General features: G+C 62.0%; 8 protein-coding genes. 4 read left to right on the top strand and 4 right to left on the bottom strand.

The genetic code is table 11. The features are described from left to right. Positions 1–13 precede the first annotated feature (13 nt). From nuoF to ACZCED_RS05570, 3 genes are read right to left on the bottom strand one after another with little or no spacing between them, the layout of a single operon-like run. Entirely contained in the window at positions 14–1,861 is a 1,848-nt protein-coding gene (nuoF, locus tag ACZCED_RS05580) for an NADH-quinone oxidoreductase subunit NuoF (RefSeq protein WP_464860396.1), read from the bottom strand. A gap of 19 nt (positions 1,862–1,880) precedes the next feature. After that, positions 1,881–2,234, bottom strand: coding sequence for a hypothetical protein (locus tag ACZCED_RS05575; protein WP_464860395.1), 354 nt, complete (start codon positions 2,232–2,234; stop codon positions 1,881–1,883). A gap of 52 nt (positions 2,235–2,286) precedes the next feature. After that, positions 2,287–2,781 carry an NADH-quinone oxidoreductase subunit NuoE family protein gene (locus ACZCED_RS05570; protein ID WP_464860394.1) on the bottom strand — a complete coding sequence of 165 codons (495 nt, stop codon included), beginning with the start codon at positions 2,779–2,781 and terminating at the stop codon, positions 2,287–2,289. Positions 2,782–3,070: 289 nt separating this feature from the next. Between ACZCED_RS05570 and ACZCED_RS05565 the strand changes: the two genes are divergently transcribed. The 4 genes from ACZCED_RS05565 to ade are packed head-to-tail and all read left to right on the top strand — an operon-like array spanning position 3,071 to position 8,281. Continuing rightward, positions 3,071–3,910 carry a purine-nucleoside phosphorylase gene (locus tag ACZCED_RS05565; RefSeq protein WP_464860393.1) on the top strand — a complete coding sequence of 280 codons (840 nt, stop codon included), beginning with the start codon at positions 3,071–3,073 and terminating at the stop codon, positions 3,908–3,910. Continuing rightward, complete coding sequence (locus ACZCED_RS05560) at positions 3,907–5,220, top strand: amidohydrolase (RefSeq protein WP_464860392.1); 1,314 nt, start codon at positions 3,907–3,909, stop codon at positions 5,218–5,220. Before ACZCED_RS05565 ends, ACZCED_RS05560 begins: the two co-directional genes overlap by 4 nt. Before the next feature lies 1 nt (position 5,221). After that, positions 5,222–6,541, top strand: coding sequence for an amidohydrolase (locus ACZCED_RS05555; RefSeq protein WP_464860391.1), 1,320 nt, complete (start codon positions 5,222–5,224; stop codon positions 6,539–6,541). A 30-nt stretch (positions 6,542–6,571) separates the two neighbouring features. Continuing rightward, positions 6,572–8,281: an adenine deaminase gene (gene ade / locus ACZCED_RS05550; RefSeq protein WP_464860390.1), complete on the top strand. Its 1,710-nt coding sequence runs from the start codon at positions 6,572–6,574 to the stop codon at positions 8,279–8,281. Positions 8,282–8,345: 64 nt separating this feature from the next. Here ade and ACZCED_RS05545 read toward each other — a convergent pair whose 3' ends face one another. Further along, positions 8,346–16,361, bottom strand: coding sequence for an SDR family NAD(P)-dependent oxidoreductase (locus ACZCED_RS05545; protein ID WP_464860389.1), 8,016 nt, complete (start codon positions 16,359–16,361; stop codon positions 8,346–8,348). Positions 16,362–16,629: the final 268 nt, after the last annotated feature.

The following is a 16,629-nucleotide window of genomic DNA, read 5'->3' as shown; positions in this document are numbered from 1 at the left end:
CTCAATGCTCCTGTTAAAAAATGGCGTCGAACCTGCATTTGTCATAACAGGTCAGACACTTGATGCATTTTTCCTTGTCGATGCGGGCCAATTCCTTCTTTTTCCAGACGATGGCATCGGCCGGACAGGCCCTGAAGCACATGCCGCAGCGCGTGCAGGCGTCCGGCTCCACTTCAAACCGCAGAAGCGCCACGCAACGCTTGGCCGGGCATCGCCCTTCGTGAATGTGCGCCTCGAACTCATCCCTGAAGTAGCGCAGGGCGGAGAGCACCGGGTTGGGGCCTGTCTGGCCCAGGCCGCACAGGGCGGTCTCGCGGATGGTCTGCGACAGCTCGACCAGGATGTCGAGATCGCCGGGCTCTCCGCGACCCTCGCAGATCTTCTCCAGAATCTGGAGCTGGCGGCGGGTGCCCTCCCGGCAGGGCGTGCATTTGCCGCAGGACTCGTCCTGAATGAACTCCATGAAAAAACGAGCCATATCCACCATACAGGTTTTTTCGTCCATGACGATGGCGCCGCCGGACCCCATGATGGCACCCACCTTGGCAATAGCCTCGTAGTCCACTGGCGTGTCGAGGTAGGCTTCGGGAATGCACCCGCCCGACGGGCCGCCCAGCTGAACCGCCTTGAACTTACGTTTGTTGGGAATGCCGCCGCCGATGTCGTAGATGATCGTGCGCAGGGGTGTACCCATGGGCACTTCCACCAGGCCGATATTGTTCACATCGCCGGACAGGGCAAACACCTTGGTGCCTTTGCTGGTCTCGGTGCCCACACCGGCGTACCAGGCGCCGCCCTTGACCATGATCTGGGCCACGTTGGCCAGGGTCTCCACATTGTTGAGGATGGTGGGTTTTTCCCACAGCCCCTTGTGGGCCGGAAACGGCGGTCGCGGACGCGGCATGCCTCGCTTGCCCTCGATGGATCGCATCAGGGCGGTCTCTTCGCCGCAGACGAAGGCGCCCGCACCCTGGTAGATCTCGATATCAAAGGAGAGTTCCGATCCCAGGATGTTGTCGCCCAGCAGCCCGTAATCCTTGGCCTGCTCGATGGCCAGGGCCAGCCGCTTGATGGCCAGGGGATATTCGGTGCGTGCGTAGATGTATCCTTTGTGCGCGTTGATGGCCTTGGCGGCGATAATCATGCCTTCCAGCACCGCATGGGGATCCGCCTCCAGAATGCTGCGGTCCATGAACGCCCCGGGGTCACCTTCGTCGGCGTTGCAGAGCACATATTTGACATCGCCGGCGCTCTTGCTGGCAAAATCCCATTTCACACCCGTGGGAAACCCGGCGCCCCCACGCCCCCGCATGCCGGAAGCTTTCATCTCTTCGATAATCTGTTGGGGGGTCATGTCGAACAGGGCCTTGGCCACGCCGATATACCCGTCCCGGCCGATATATTCGTCGATGGACTCGGGATCGATCAGCCCCTTGTTGCGCAGGGCCCGGGGCATCTGGTGGGCGAAAAAGGGAATTTTCGTCTGAACGGCGATTTTGGCTTTCGACACCGGGTCTTTGTATAAAAGCCGCTCCACCGGCTTGCCGTTGATCAAGTGCGATTCCACCAGTTCGGGCATATCCTCAACGCTGAGCTTCTGGTAGAAAACGTCGCCGGGGTGAACCACCAAAAGGGGGCCCATGGCGCAAAAGCCGTTGCAGCCGGTCTCGATCACCTGGACCGCATCGCCCAAGCCCTTCTCTTCGATGGCCGCCAGCAGGGCATCCTTAACCCGGATGGAGCCGGTGGCGTGACAGCCGGTGCCGCCGCAGATCAGCAGATACGTCTTGTCCTTGAATGCCAGCCGTTTTTGGTGCGCACGTCTGATGCCTTCCAGGTCCTGAGTGGTCAATTTCGCCATATTCCGTCTCCAGCTGGTTTTACCAGGAACCGTCCAGCCCCCTGATGCCATTCATGTAAAGTCGGCCGCAGGCCACAAACAACGAATAGTCGGTGACCATCAACGGGATTTCGAAAGATTTGGCCATCTCCACGAATGCCGCAGGCGGATTTTTGCCCCTGACGATGACAATGGCACCGACACCGACGATTTTTGCCGTTCGCATAACATGGTCCGTGGTGACACCCGTCAACAGGACACAGCCTTTGGCCGCGGCCGCCAGCACATCGTCCATCAGGTCCGACGCACCACCGGCGGGGATGACCGTGTCCATCTGGTCCTCACCGCAAAGCATGGTACCTTTGAGGATGTCCTTGATTTCGGAGATTTTCATGATCGCTCTGTCTTAAACGCAAAAGGGGTTACGGGATTTACAACCATTACGATTATAGATAGGCCTCGAGCAGTTCAAGCACCTTGTCCGAACTCACGTCGCCGTGGGTGTCCTGATCCACCACCATCACCGGTGCCAGGCCGCAGGCACCCAGGCAGCGAACGGCTTCCAGGCTGAACCGCCGATCGTCGGTAGTGCCGCCCTCTTTCAGCTGGTATTCATTTTCAATTCGGCTCAGGGCCTCCTTGATGCCTTTGACGTAGCAGGCCGTCCCCAGGCACATCTTGATGGTGTGGCGGCCCTTGGGCACCATGGAAAAAAGGGAGTAGAAGGAAGCCACGCCGTAAACACTGCTGGCGGGCAGGTTAAGGCCCTGGCTGATGTAGTCAAGCAATTCCACAGGCAGGTATCCGGCGATGTCCTGGCACTCCCTGAGCACCGTGATGACGGCCCCGGATATGGTCCTGTTCTTTTGGATGACCGCGTCGATCTGCGACCACATGTCGTCGTTGATGTCCGCATGGTGCGGGTGGTGGATCAGGGTCATGTCTGAAACGCTCCTTGAATCGTAAAAATGCAGCGGCTTTGAATGCGCGTTGAATGGACGAATCGGCTGCCTGTAACGCAATGGCAATGGATCACCGGTGACCGCGTGGCAACATTTCATAATTATATATAAATGTCAACGCTATCATGGCCGTCCGCCCGCGCCTGACAGCGCTTGACGGGGCTGCAATAGCTGGTCTATAACCCAAACGCCGGGATGGTGATAACATTGTTGGTACACGGATCGAAATGGTTTGGATAACCCGCGCAGCAGACACTGGAGGCCGCCCTTGAACCGTCTGAAGGAAAAAGTCCGCGAAACCGCTGTATTTTTAAAATCGAAACTGGACCACGCTCCTGACACCGGAGTGATCACCGGCACCGGACTGGGCGAAGCCGTCGGCCCTCTCGATGACGCGCTGACAATCAATTATGCAGAGATCCCAAACTTTCCCGTATCCACCGTGGTCGGTCATTCGGGGCGGTTGATGGCCGGGACGCTGGCCGGGCATCCGATGATGGTCATGCAGGGGCGCGTCCACCTGTACGAAGGGTATTCCCCCGGGGCCGTGACCTTTCCCGTGAGGGTGATGCAGGCGCTGGGCGTGCGGCACCTGATCATCTCCAATGCGGCCGGCGGCATGAGCCCCGCCTTTCGCCAGGGGGATCTGATGGTGATCCGCGACCACATCAACCTCACCGGCGACAACCCGCTGGTCGGGGCCAACATTGACGAATGGGGGCCCCGATTTCCGGACATGACGGCGGCCTACGATCGATCCCTGGTCCAGCTTTCCCGTCGGGCTGCCGACAGTCTGGGCATTGCGTTGAAAAGCGGCGTCTATGCCGGATTGAAAGGGCCGTCTCTGGAAACACCGGCGGAAATCCGCTACTTGAAAGCCATCGGTGCCGATGCGGTGGGGTTTTCAACGGTAATGGAATCCATTGTCGCCGTGCACGCCGGCATGCGGGTGCTGGGGTTGTCCACCATCACCAACATCAACGACCCGGACCGTCCGGCGCCGGCATCCGTGGAGGCCATCGTGACCGCCGCCAAACAGGCCGCCCCCAGTCTCAACCGACTGATCCGGGCCGTGGTGGCACAGATCCAAAAGGGCGCGCTGCCATGACGACGGCCGTCGACCTGCTGATCACCAACGGTATCGTCATGACCATGGATCCGCAGGGCCGCGTTATTGAAAATGGTGCGGTAGCGGTTTGTGGGGATACCATTGCGGCGGTAGGGTCGGCAGCCGAGATTGGGTCCATGGCCGCAAGGGAAACGATCGATGCCGCCGGCGGCATCATCATGCCCGGGCTGGTCAACACCCACACCCACGCCGCCATGACCCTCTTCCGGGGCCTGGCCGACGACCTGCCGCTGATGACCTGGCTCAATGAGCATATCTTCCCGGCCGAAGCCCTGCTGGACGAGGAGAAAGTGCATGCCGGCACGCTGCTCGGCTGTGCCGAAATGATTCTTTCGGGGACCACCTGCTTTTGCGACATGTACCTGTTCGAAGCGGCCGTGGCCCGCGCCGCCAAGAGCGCCGGTATGCGGGCGGTGGTGGGGGAAGTGCTTTACGACTTCCCCTCGCCCAACTACGGTCCCATCGAGAAAGGCTTCGACTACACCCGCCACTTGATCGAGGCCTGGCGCGACGACCCGCTGGTCACCATCGCCGTGGAACCCCACTCCCCTTACCTGTGTGCACCGGAGCTGTTGACCGAAGCCGCCGATATCGCCCGGAAGTACCGCCTTCCCCTGGTGATCCACCTGTCCGAGACCCAAAAGGAAGTCCACGACATTCAGCATAAATACGGCGCCACGCCGGTGGGTCACCTGGCCAACCTGGGCGTGCTGGGCGCCAACCTGTTGGCCTGCCATTGCGTGGTGCTGAGCGACGCTGACATGGACATGCTGCAGCTTCACCAAGTCAAGGTGTCCCACAACCCGGAAAGCAACATGAAGCTGGCCTCCGGTGTTTCACCAGTGGCCGATCTGGTCGAACGGGGGGTGTGCACCGGCCTGGGCACCGACGGCTGCTCCAGCAACAACAACCTGGATCTGTTCGCCGAAATGGACATGGCCGCCAAGCTGCACAAGGCCAGCCGCCTGGACCCCACGGTGATGGACGCCGCCACCGTGCTGCGCATGGCCACCATCGACGGGGCCCGCGCATTGGGGCTGGACGGAATCACCGGCAGCATCGAGACCGGCAAGCGAGCCGACATCATCGTCATCGACACCCGCAAACCCCACCTGACCCCCATGTACCATCCGGCCTCCCACCTGGTTTATGCGGTCGGCGGCAGTGATGTGTGCGCCACTGTAATCAATGGCCGGATGCTGATGAAAGACCGCCGACTCATGCACATGGACCTGGAAAAGATATTGGCCGACGCCCGGCAGATCGCCAAAGCGATCCGGGGACACTAGCATGGACATCGATGTGGTGATCCACAATGGGACCCTGGTGACCCTGGATGACCGGGCGCGAATCATCGATAACGGATGGATCGGCATTCATGAGGACGTCATCCGGGCCATCGGAGCCACCGCAGCGGAGTCGCCGCCGCCAACAGCCAAGATAGCCATCGACGCGAAGGGCGGCATCGTCATGCCCGGCCTGGTCAACACCCACACCCACCTGCCCATGACCCTGTTCCGAGGTCTGGCCGACGACCTGCCCCTGAAGGACTGGCTCGAGGGCCACATCTTTCCGGCCGAGGCCCGCTTCGTCAATCCCGAAACGGTGCGCTGGGGCACGCTGCTCGCCTGCGCGGAACTGCTGCTGTCCGGAACCACCTGCTGCTGCGGGGGGTACTTCCACGAAGACGCGGTGGCCCGGGCCGTCGCCGAGACCGGTATGCGAGCCCTGCTGGCCCAAGGGGTCATCGATTTTCCGGCCCCCGGCGTACCGGATCCGGAGAAGAACATCGACCACGCCCGGAATTATGCCCAACGATGGAAGGGGTGCAACCGGCTGATCACGCCGTCCATCTTTTGCCATTCGCCCTATACCTGCAGCGACGGCACCCTCAAGGCGGCCAAGGCGACCGCCGACGACCTGGGCCTGATCTTTCAGATACATGTGGCTGAAACCCGTTTCGAGCGCGATCAATCCATCAAGGAAAAAGGACTCAGCCCCGTCGCCCGCCTGGATCGGCTGGGCATCCTCGACCAGCGGACGCTCATGGCCCATTGCGTCTGGGTCGACGATGCAGACATCGCCACCATCAATCATCGCGGCTGCGCCGTCGCTCACTGCCCGGAGAGCAATATGAAGCTGGCCTCGGGCATCGCACCGGTGACCGGGATGCGGTCAGCCGGGGTAACGGTGTCGTTGGGCACCGACGGATGCGCCAGCAACAACAACCTGGACATGTTCGGTGAAATGGGCACGGCCGCCAAGCTGCACAAGGTCGCCACCTTTGACCCCACAGCCCTGAATGCAACCCGCGTGCTGAAAATGGCCACCATCGACGGCGCCCGGGCCATCGGCCTGGCGGATCGCACCGGCTCTCTGGAAATCGGCAAACAGGCGGACATCATCGTCCTGGATCCCCGCCACCCCCACCTGACGCCCATGTACCACCCGGAGTCCCACATCGTCTATGCCGCCGGCGGCGGAGATGTGCGCCATGTCCTGGTATCCGGCAGACTGGTGGTGAAGGATCGGCAGTTGCTGACGATCGACATCGAGGCCGTAATCGATCGTGTTAACGCTATCGCCCGGAACATTCGATCGAGCCTTTAATGCTTGAGGTTTCAAGATAAGGAAAAAGAAATGGATTTTACGAAAATCATCACTGCGGCACGGGGCGACGACCCGGTGGACCTGCTGCTGGTCAACACCAAGATCGTCAACGTTTTTTCCGGCCGGGTCATCGACGGCAGCATCGCCATCAAAGACGGCACCATCATCGGTTTCGGCGACTATGACGCGGCGAGAACGGTGGACCTCAAGGGTCGCTACGTGGCTCCCGGGTTCATCGATTCGCACGTCCACATCGAAAGTTCCATGACCTGCGTCGCCGAATTCGCCCGGGCCGTGGCCCCCTGCGGCACTACGACCGTGGTGGCCGATCCCCACGAGATCGCCAATGTGCTGGGTGCGGCGGGCATCGACTACATGCTTCGGTCGGCCGAGGGCCAGCCCATGGACTGCCTCTTCGCCCTGCCCTCGTGCGTACCGGCCACGGACATGGAAACCGCCGGTGCGCGGCTGAATGCCGGGGACCTGGCGCCCTTTTTCGCGCATCCGCGCATCGTGGCCCTGGCCGAGATGATGAACTACCCCGGCGTGATCTTCACCGACGCCGATGTGATGGCCAAACTGGCCCTGGCCCGCAGCCACCACCGAACCATGGACGGCCATGCCCCGGGGCTTTCCGGCCGCGAGCTGTTCGCCTACACGGCCGCCGGCATCGCTTCCGACCACGAATGCACCAGCGCCGGTGAGGCGCTTGAAAAACTGGAACTGGGCATGCACATCATGGTGCGCGAGGGCACTTGCGCCCGCAATCTGGAGGCCCTGTTTCCCGTCATCGACGAACATACCTGGCGCCGGATGATGTGGTGCACCGACGACCGCCACCCTCACGACCTTCTGGCCGAGGGTCACGTGGATGCGGTGATCCGCAAGGCCGTGGCCATGGGGCTGGATCCGCTGACGGCCATCCGCATGGGCACCATCAACCCGGCCGACTACTTCGGCATCAAGGATGCCGGGGCAATCGCCCCGGGCCGCAAGGCCAACCTGGTGATCTTCTCCGACTTGGCGGACATCCGCGCGGAACAGGTGTTCTACATGGGCCGGCCGGTTGCTGAAAACGGACGCATTCTGCCCGGCATAGAGCGGCCGGCCCCGGTGAGCGTGCCGCCGTCCATGCGCCTGGATCCACGGGATCTGGATTTTTCGATACCCGCCAAGGGCGGACGCATGCGCGTCATCCGGGCCGTCGCCGACCAGGTGGTCACCCGCTGCGAAATCATGGACGTGACGGAAAAAGATGGTTTTGCCGTGTCCGATACAGCCGGGGATGTGATCAAAATGTGCGTCGTGGACCGCTACTCGGGACAAGCCCAGACGGGCAAGGGATTCGTAACCGGCCTGGGGCTCAAACGCGGTGCCATCGCTTCCAGCGTGGCCCACGACTCGCACAACATAATCGTAGCAGGCGTCTCGGATGCCGAGATGCAGACGGCTGTATCGGCCGTGGTCGACATGGGCGGAGGGTTGGCGGCCGTCGGCGGAGGCAGGGTGCTGGCCGACCTGCCACTACCCGTGGCCGGGCTGATGTCCGACCAGCCGGTGGAGGCCGTCCGTCGGCAGATGGACGGAATGATCGCCGCGGCAAGAGACCTGGGCGCCGGCCTGGCCGACCCCTTCATGACCCTGGGTTTCCTGGCCCTGCCGGTCATCCCGGACCTTAAACTGACGGACAAAGGGCTGGTGGACGTCACCCGATTTGAGATCGTCCCCCTTTTTGTTTGAGGAAAAGAGGTAAAATTGAGCCCTCCCCGCGGCAAGCCGCGGGGAGGGCTCTCGCTATCGCGGTTCAACCCTTTCGGACAACTGCGGCATCAAAGGCCGCCCGAACCCTGTCTGGGAATGGCGCAGCCGCCGGCCGGCCCTGATCATCGCGCAAGGTCCACACGGCCCGGTGCAGGCCGTAGGCGATTTTCACCCGCGAGCCGTCCGGCAGCAGCCGGAAGTAGTCCACATGGAAGACCACGCTGCAGGCGCGCAGTTCCCTGACGGCCAAGGTGAGCACGACACGGTCGAAGGGCATGGCCTCGCGCAGGTGGTCCACACGGCTCTCCAGGGCCAGCAGTTCGCCTTTCTCCCCGATGCCTGAGAAATACTCCGGAATCAACTCAAAGAAGAAGCGGTCGCGGATCTGGCCCTGCCATTCGTAGTAGTTGGCATAGTAGATATTGCCCACCAGGTTGGCATGGGCCAGGGTGGTTTCAAAGGTCTGCTCACGAACGATGGGGTGCACCACGGGCCCGGACGGTGCAAGGTAAAGGACGGGATCATCCTCGACGTCGAACAGGTGGCCCAGGGATTCCGGCAGGGGTTCGGGCGTGTCCGGTGCGTCGAACTGCGGGCACATGTCTTCGATGAACTGGCCGTAGTAAGCCGGATAGGGAGCCACCTTGGCCACCCCCGGCCCCAGGATTTCCACCCAGGTGGTCTGGAGCCGGCAGAAAGCCAGTCGCTGGTACCCGCCGCCCTTGACCATTTTGCGGAAATCGTAGGAAAGGGTCATGGTGGAATTCTCCGGCCCGCTGTTGTCCGACACCCACATGAGAATTTCAACCTGGTCGCTGGTGCCCGCTTCCCCGAGGATCTTCAGGTGACCGTAGTTGGTCACCCCGCCCCAGCGTCCGCTGGCGAACTGGTCAGACATCTCCGCCAAGACCGGCCAGGCCGATGCCTCGCGGGTGTTGCCCATCCACTTGATGAAATTGGAGAAGTAGATCGTGCGGCTCAAGTTGGCGCTGGGCTGGAAGGTCACCGGCAATCGCTGGACGAACACCAGCTGGCCCTGCGGGCCCCCTTCGATCATCTCGAACGGGCGGGTGTCATATAAGGGTTCGTATCCCGGATAGTCCGAGGTCAACAAATGTGCCGGAACCCGTGGCACGGCCTGCGCGGCAACCGTGACGGCCAGGATCTGGGGCGCCCCCCAGGTCAGACGGATGGCCAGGGTGAGGATCTGAATGGATTGCCCGCCGGCAACGTCGCCGGCGAACAGCACCACGTTTTCCTTCTTGCTCACCATCTTGAGGGTTGCACCGGACCGGCCGCCGGCTTTGGCCAGGGCTTCGGCCGCCGCCCAGACCCGCGTGCCGGCATTGTCCAACGTCTCTCCCTTGTCGATCAGGCTGTCCAGCAGGTCCGTTCGACCATCTCCCAGCAGCCCGTTCCAGCCCTTGCGGTCCCTGGCGGTGACGGCAGCCAGGTCACAACCCACCGGACCGGGACCGCAGACACACAGACAGGTGCGGTCCTCGTGGGTGACGGAAACATCCAGAACGGACGCTGCCACATCGGCAACAACCGGTTTGCCGTTATCCTGCCACTGGATCGACAGCGGTGATTCGGAGACCTCGTATCGCTCGGCTGCGGCAGAAAGGGCCCGCTGCAGCATCGGTCCCTCCGCCTCCCGCCGTTCCCGTTTATTCCTGCCGTGGATGTCAGGGATACAGGCCAGTTCCAGATGGGGTGATGTTAGCGATAACAGTCGACACGCCTCGTCCAGCGCCTGACGGACCATTCGGCGATCCCGATCCCCGGGAGACACCAGATCGGCCACCGTCGGATAATCGTCATGGTGCTTGAGAATTCGCAGTCGATAACCCTGCAGCACCGCGCGCGCCACTCCGTTTTCGCCCATGGCCGCCACGCGGTATACCAGGTCCCGATCCTCCTGCCCCACCAGTTCCACGCGCACCGTGGCCGGCGTGGATGCACTGAAAAATTCAGGGAACAGGTCCATGCGGTCGATGGACACAGGCAGGCTGGTGTCCTGGGGCACCAGCAGGGCCGCGCTCTGCAGCAGGGTGTCGGTAAAAAAGGCATCTCCCAGGCACAGGCCGCTGCGGTTCTCCTCGCCGAAGGCGGCAACCGACAGCTGGTCTGCCGGCGTCAGGCGGGTGGTGAAGAGCGCTGTCCCTGATCTCTCACCGGTTTCCCGGATGTCCCAGATGGTCTGGATGCCCTGGAATCGAGATCCCTGGAAAAGCAGACTGGGCCGGTACAGGTCGGTCCGGGGCAGCAGGGGCATGGGCGTGTCCGGGCGGGCAACGGTTTCCATTGGCGCCGGGTCTGTCGCGCCGAAGATCAGCGTGGCCGCAAAAAAGTCCGACCCGACCCCGGATCCCTGCTTGATGATGCCGGCGTGAACCACGCATTGCCCGTCGGCGTGTGTTTCGTCCAGTATCGCGCGGATCGTTATGTCGGCGCCCGTTTCGGGATCGACCGTGATCGGCCGCAGGAGTCGGACGTCCCGGACCTGCACCTGCGACAGTCCGGTATCGCCGCACAGGTAAACGGCGGCCTGCGCCATGGCCTCGAGCCCAAAGACCGTGGGGAAAAGATAGGACCCCTGGAAATGATGGTCGCTCAGGTAAGGATCGCTTCCAAGGGACAGATGCGTCGAGAAGACCGCTTCCACCCCCGGGGTCAGATGGGTCCGATTCTCCAAAAATCGCCATCCCTCGGGCACATCTGGCAGCACCTGGTTCCAGGTATCCAATCCCGCCATGCGTGCGGTCACCACGGTCTGGAGGCTGCCCGCATCGTGGGTGAAGAGGGCAAGGAACCGGTTGACGCCCTCGTCTGTGGGTATCGCGTCGATACCCCTGTCGCGCAGCAGGTCCACACTGCCCATGCGGGCCCCCATGCCTTCATCGCGCCAGATGCTGTAAGCCACATTTGCCGTGGCGGTATCGGGGTGATCGGCAGCAAAACCGCGCAGAGCGATGTCCATCATCTCATTGGAAAATCCGTACCAGCCGTTGCCGGGCATGCCGGTGATGCCGATGATCGACCCCAACCCCACAACCAGCTTGGGGGGGGTCGCGTCGAGGGCGTCTAGCAGGTGCAGCATACCCAGTACCTTGGGTGCGGTTTCGGCATACGCTTGCTCGGGCTTGACCTGGCCGGTGAGCCGCGGCCGGTTGAGGCCGGCGCCGTGGATGATCCCGGTAACCGGGCCGAGGCGATCGGTGACTGCGGTCAGCATCTTTGCCACCGCATCGCGGTCAGCCACATCACAGGAAAAATAATCGGCCATCCGTCCCAGGGCGGTATACTTGTCCAAAAGGGTGCGGATCTCCTGCGAAGCTGCAGTCGGCGGCACTTGGTCCGGATGCGGCGTCCGCCCCACCAGGGCCATGCGCACGCCGGTTTCGCGTGCCACGGCCAGGGCGCAGGCAGCCGTGATCCCCTTGGCACCGCCGGTGACGAGGACTACATCATCGCCCGACCACCGGATGTTTCTTCTACTAAAAGTTGCCGGCTGAACCAGCCGTGGAGATAACGTCCGGCGGGTACGGTCCAGATCGTATCCCACGGCGGCAAAGCTGTCTTGGGTGATGGTCTCGGCCAGGGTCTCCCAGGCGATCGTCTCCGCGGAAAGGGCCGGACAAAAATCCACCACCCGTACCCGAAGGTCTGCCCGTTCCAGGTGAAGGCTGGCTGCCAGGGCCACGGTCCCGCAGCGATCCAACCGAGAAAAGCGCGGGTCCCGACCGAAAAAGCCGCCGCCGAACTGAATCCAGGCAACGGTGGTGCGCCGTCTCGGAGCACTGGCCGCCGGCGGAACCGATGTCAGGCCCGCCCGCATGCGAATCAGCCGATGCAGCAGTGCCGATCGATTTTTTTCATGGTGACCGTTTTTAGGCAAAATGGCCACCAGGTGGGAAAATGAAGGATCGAGCACATCTTCTGCCGCGCCTTCAGCGTCGAAAGCATGCACACGGGTAAAGGCTCCCCGCTGAAAAAAATGTCCACCGAGTACGTCAGCTACATCGGCCGTATCTTCACTGTGCAGAATCAGTACCCGGGCTTTGTGCCAGTCGTTTTCCGACCGCATCCGCCAGGTGTCGGGAAACGGCGGGTAAGGCGTTTCCACTACGTCCATGCTGAAATGGCGCACCCAGGTGGGCTGGCCGGCAGCCATCGCCGGCCCGGTTGCGGTAACCCCGGCAACCGTGTCGTGCTGTTCCGCGACCAACCGGTCCAGGATCTCGCCGATCTGCCGCAAACTGCGTGTGCGCAGGGGATCCAAGTCTAAATGGGCCTGTATTTCCAAGGCCGATGCCGTGCGCTGGACCAGCGTTTTGAGTTTGTCCGGTCCCAGATGAAGGTCCCGCTCAACCTGAAGGTCCTGATCCAATGCCTCACCGGAAAACCCGGTGAGGCGTGCAGCCTGGTCTATCAGTTCGGCCAGTGCATTCGGGGGCGCTGCTGCCGCGACCGGTATCGACTCCAGCCCGGCAGTGATCCGATCGACGACCTGATCCAGACTGGCATTGGCCAGCGACGACACATCCACACGACCTGAAACCCCTGCCTCCGCAGACAGGCGGGAGATCAGGTCACCCGCCTTGATGGAATCCAGGTTCAGATCGTCCAAAAGCCGCATGGACAGATCCAGGCTCGCCTTGGGAAAACCGGTGATCTCCGACACCAATCCCATCAGCCGCCCGCTCAGTTCGGTACGGTCAACGGCCGAAGGACCATCCGTCCCCGGGCCATCGCCACGCAACCGCTGGGCGGCGTCGGCCAGTTCGAATAGAGCGGCATTGGCCAGGAGCGCCGGATCGGGAAACGTCACACCACAGGTCTTGGCAAAGCGGGCAATCAAGTCGCCGGCCTTGATGGAGTCCAGGTTCAAATCGTCAAGAAGACGGGACTCCCTGCGGAGGGTCTCGGAAGAAAAACCCGTCACATCGGCGACGAGTTTGAATAAAGCCGCCTGAACAGGCACGGGCATGGAACGTCCGTCCGCCACTTCCCTTTTTCCTCTCGAATCGGCATCCACCAGCCGGGCGTCGGGGTCCCAAAAGGCAAGATCCGCCTGCACCACCCGATTTAAAAATGCCCCCCGCGATTCCAGATAGCGACCCACCAGCGCCTCGGGAACACCGGTGAAGGCTTCCGCCAGGATGGTGTGGATTTCATCGGTCGGCGCGCTCTCTGTTCCGGCGTCCTCACCGTCGGTACGCGGCAGGTTTTCACAGGGGTTGACAACAAATGATTTTTGATCGGCCGGGACAAAAGGACGGATCAGCCGGTTTTCAAAAAACATTTCCCAATGGACCGGCAGACCCTGGACAAAAATGGCACCGATGGCGCGGTTCAGATCCGAGGTGCCGCCGGCCGTTCCCTCCACTGGCAGGCATAGCGGCCCCGTTTCACCGAGAATATCTCCGGTGAGCCCGCTCAGCACCCGGCCCGGCCCCAGTTCGAGGATCAGGTCACATGATTGCGCCATGTTTCTGGTCAGTTGAATAAAATCAACCCGGGACCTGATCTGGCTGGAGAAGTGTTCATTCAGGAGTTGCCCCGATTCCAGGTCAGCGCCCTCGACGCTGGAAAAAAAACGGCATGCCGCTGTTTCCATCGCCTTGGAAAGCAAGGCCATATCGGCCACCTGACGGGCGGCATCCGCGCACAGGCTGCTGTGAAACGCGCCGGAAACCGGCAGCATCCGTGCACTGATCCCGTTTTCCCGGGCGATTCGGAGCACCGCTTGAGCCGCTTCCGTGTCACCGGAAAGCACGGTCTGGCGGGGACTGTTGACGTTGGCTACGGTGAGGTACCCGTTGACCTGCGATATCAGGTTCTGGGCAGCCGGCTCGTCACAGCTAAGGCCGACCATGGCTCCCGAGACACCGCTTTGACTGGACATGGCCATTCCGCGACGGGCCGAAAATTCCAAAAGCGTGTCCGCATCGAACCCTCCGGCGGCAAAACAGGCCGTCAGCTCTCCCAGGCTGTGTCCGCCAACGGCTTCGGGGTGAATTCCCAGCCGGGTGAAAAAGGCAAGCCACAGCATGGAGGCCAGGCAGATGGCCGGCTGGGCGTTTTCCGTTCGGGAAAGTGCGCTGAGCCAGTGATCCCGATCTTCGGGACCGGGTGCCCGGTCGGTGTCCCGGAATATCAGTCGGCTGACCGGTAAACCGGTCAGGTCGCGGGTAATCTGATCTGCCCGTTCCACGAGCGATCGGGCCCACGAAAACCGCTGTACCAGGATCCGGGCCATATTGAGCTGCTGGGAGCCCTGGCCGGGAAACAGGAATCCGATCCGGGGCCTGGCGAGGCCCACTCCCAGCCAGATGTCGGGCCCCAGGGACACGGCCGATCCGGTGTCACTGTCGGCCTCATCTCGCCGAAGAAACGTTTCCAACTGGTTCAGCCGGGCGGTCAGGTCGTCGGGACGGCCGGCAATAATGGCAGCCCGGATGGTCGCGTCGGGCGGCACCCGCCGGCTCAGGTCGGCGGCAAGGTCGGCCAGTTCAGCCATACTCGCACCGTCGGCAATCTTGATCAGATCCGCCACGTTTTCCAGCATGTCTGCCTTGTTGTCGGCACCGATCACCAGCAGTTCACTCTCCTGGGCATGCGCCAGCAGTGACCCTTCATCCAGATGAGACGCCAGTCGGTCGTCGGGTGGGTCACCGGAGACCAGCGTGATGTGGCAGTTGATGCCGCCAAAGCCCATGGAAGATACACCAGCGGACAGTTGCCTGTCGGCGGGTTCCTGCCGGCCCAGGCGAACGGGGTAGAGACGTCTGGCCTCCGCATCGAAAGTCTGGTGGGCTTCGGTGCAGGCGGCGGTTGGGGGGATCACCCGGCGGTTGACCGCCATCACGGCCTTGAGCAGTCCACCGATGCCCGAAGCGGCCTTGGTGTGGCCGAGGATGGATTTGAGGGAGGTGATTCCGCAAGGCCGCAACTGGCCGCGGGGGACCGGTGTCTGGCCCAGCACCCGGGCGATGGCTTCCAACTCGGTGCGGTCTCCCACGGTGGTGCCGGTACCGTGGCCCTCGATGAAATCCAGGTCTTCGATCCCATGGGGTGCACGCAGGTATGCCCGTTCCAGCGCCAAGGCCTGGCCGGAAACGCTCGGAGCCGTAATGCCCGAGCCGCCGCCGTCCGAAGAGATGCCCCAGCCGTGAATGACTGCATAGACACGGTCGCCATCCCGCCGGGCTGCGGCCAGGGTTTTAAGCACCATGAAACCGCAGCCCTCGCCGGGAATGAAGCCTTTCCCGCCGCGGTCATAGACCGTCATATCCCCGTCGGTGAGTGCACCGGTTTTGGCAAAACCGATCAGCTCGAATGGGTCCAGGCTGACGTCCACCCCCCCCACGATGGCCAGATCCAGATCCTGGTCCACCATGCGCGAGGCGGCATGGGCCACGGCCAGCAGCGAGGAAGAACAGGCCCCGTCGACGGTGAATCCTCCGCCCATGAGGTTGAGATAATTGCAGATGCGGCCGGAGATGGTATTGGAAAGCCCGCCGGCCAGGGTGTCCTCGTCCACCGGCGGGAAGACGGCGGTATAGCGATCCTTCAGCGTCCGGGAGAGCAGGTCGATTTGTCGCTCATCCATTCCCTGGGCCCGGGCGGCGACCCGTAACGCCCGGTGGACAAAGGGCCAGCGCAATCGCATGGTGTTGGCCCGGGTCTGCTCGCCGGTAAGGGTGTTGCCGACGATGACGCCGGTGCGCTCGCCGGGAAGGGTCTCACGGGTGTAGCCGGCATCGGTCACAGCCGCCAGGCTGGTTTCCAGGGCCAGCCAGTGTACGATATCCGTGGTGCGCATGGTTGAAAACGGAATGCGCCTTTCAGCCCAGTCAAAATCAAAGCCGTCAATGACGGCCGCTTGGCGCCCATAGGTTTTATCAGGCGCTTTTTTGTCCGCATCATAGTAATCCGCAAGCGGCAGCCGACAGTCCGGAATACGCCGGAACTGCCGCCGCCGGGCCAATATATTTTCCCACAATTGTCGGGGCGTGGCTGCGTCTGGATATCGACAGGCCAGTCCTATCACAGCAATTGCTGGTGGCGATGACCGGTGTGTCATTTTCCCCTCACTTTCTCGTTTACATTTTGTATCGAACGGCTAGGCAGTACCTGATGCGCTTCTCGGCGATTCGGATGGATGCAGACACATAAAACCATGAAATTTCCATGCCAAATCTTCAAAACCAGCAGATATCGTTATAAAATGACCGAATCACCAACCAACGGCAGCGTTGTTTCCAATCCATCCGGATTTAGGCACTCGCAAATGGGTCGCGATTGTGAGATAAAATAGT

The sequence above is a fragment of the Desulfosarcina sp. genome, assembly GCF_055467485.1.
Note: the sequence above shows the minus strand (reverse complement) of the source record. Positions and strands in the feature narration are given on the sequence as shown.

Coding starts and splice junctions, on each gene's coding strand:
- ACZCED_RS05570 (WP_464860394.1), bottom strand. CDS start 2,781: ATGACCCTGATCCACCACCCGCACCATGCGGACATCAACGACGACATG.
- ACZCED_RS05560 (WP_464860392.1), top strand. CDS start 3,907: ATGACGACGGCCGTCGACCTGCTGATCACCAACGGTATCGTCATGACC.
- ade (WP_464860390.1), top strand. CDS start 6,572: ATGGATTTTACGAAAATCATCACTGCGGCACGGGGCGACGACCCGGTG.
- ACZCED_RS05575 (WP_464860395.1), bottom strand. CDS start 2,234: ATGAAAATCTCCGAAATCAAGGACATCCTCAAAGGTACCATGCTTTGC.
- nuoF (WP_464860396.1), bottom strand. CDS start 1,861: ATGGCGAAATTGACCACTCAGGACCTGGAAGGCATCAGACGTGCGCAC.
- ACZCED_RS05555 (WP_464860391.1), top strand. CDS start 5,222: ATGGACATCGATGTGGTGATCCACAATGGGACCCTGGTGACCCTGGAT.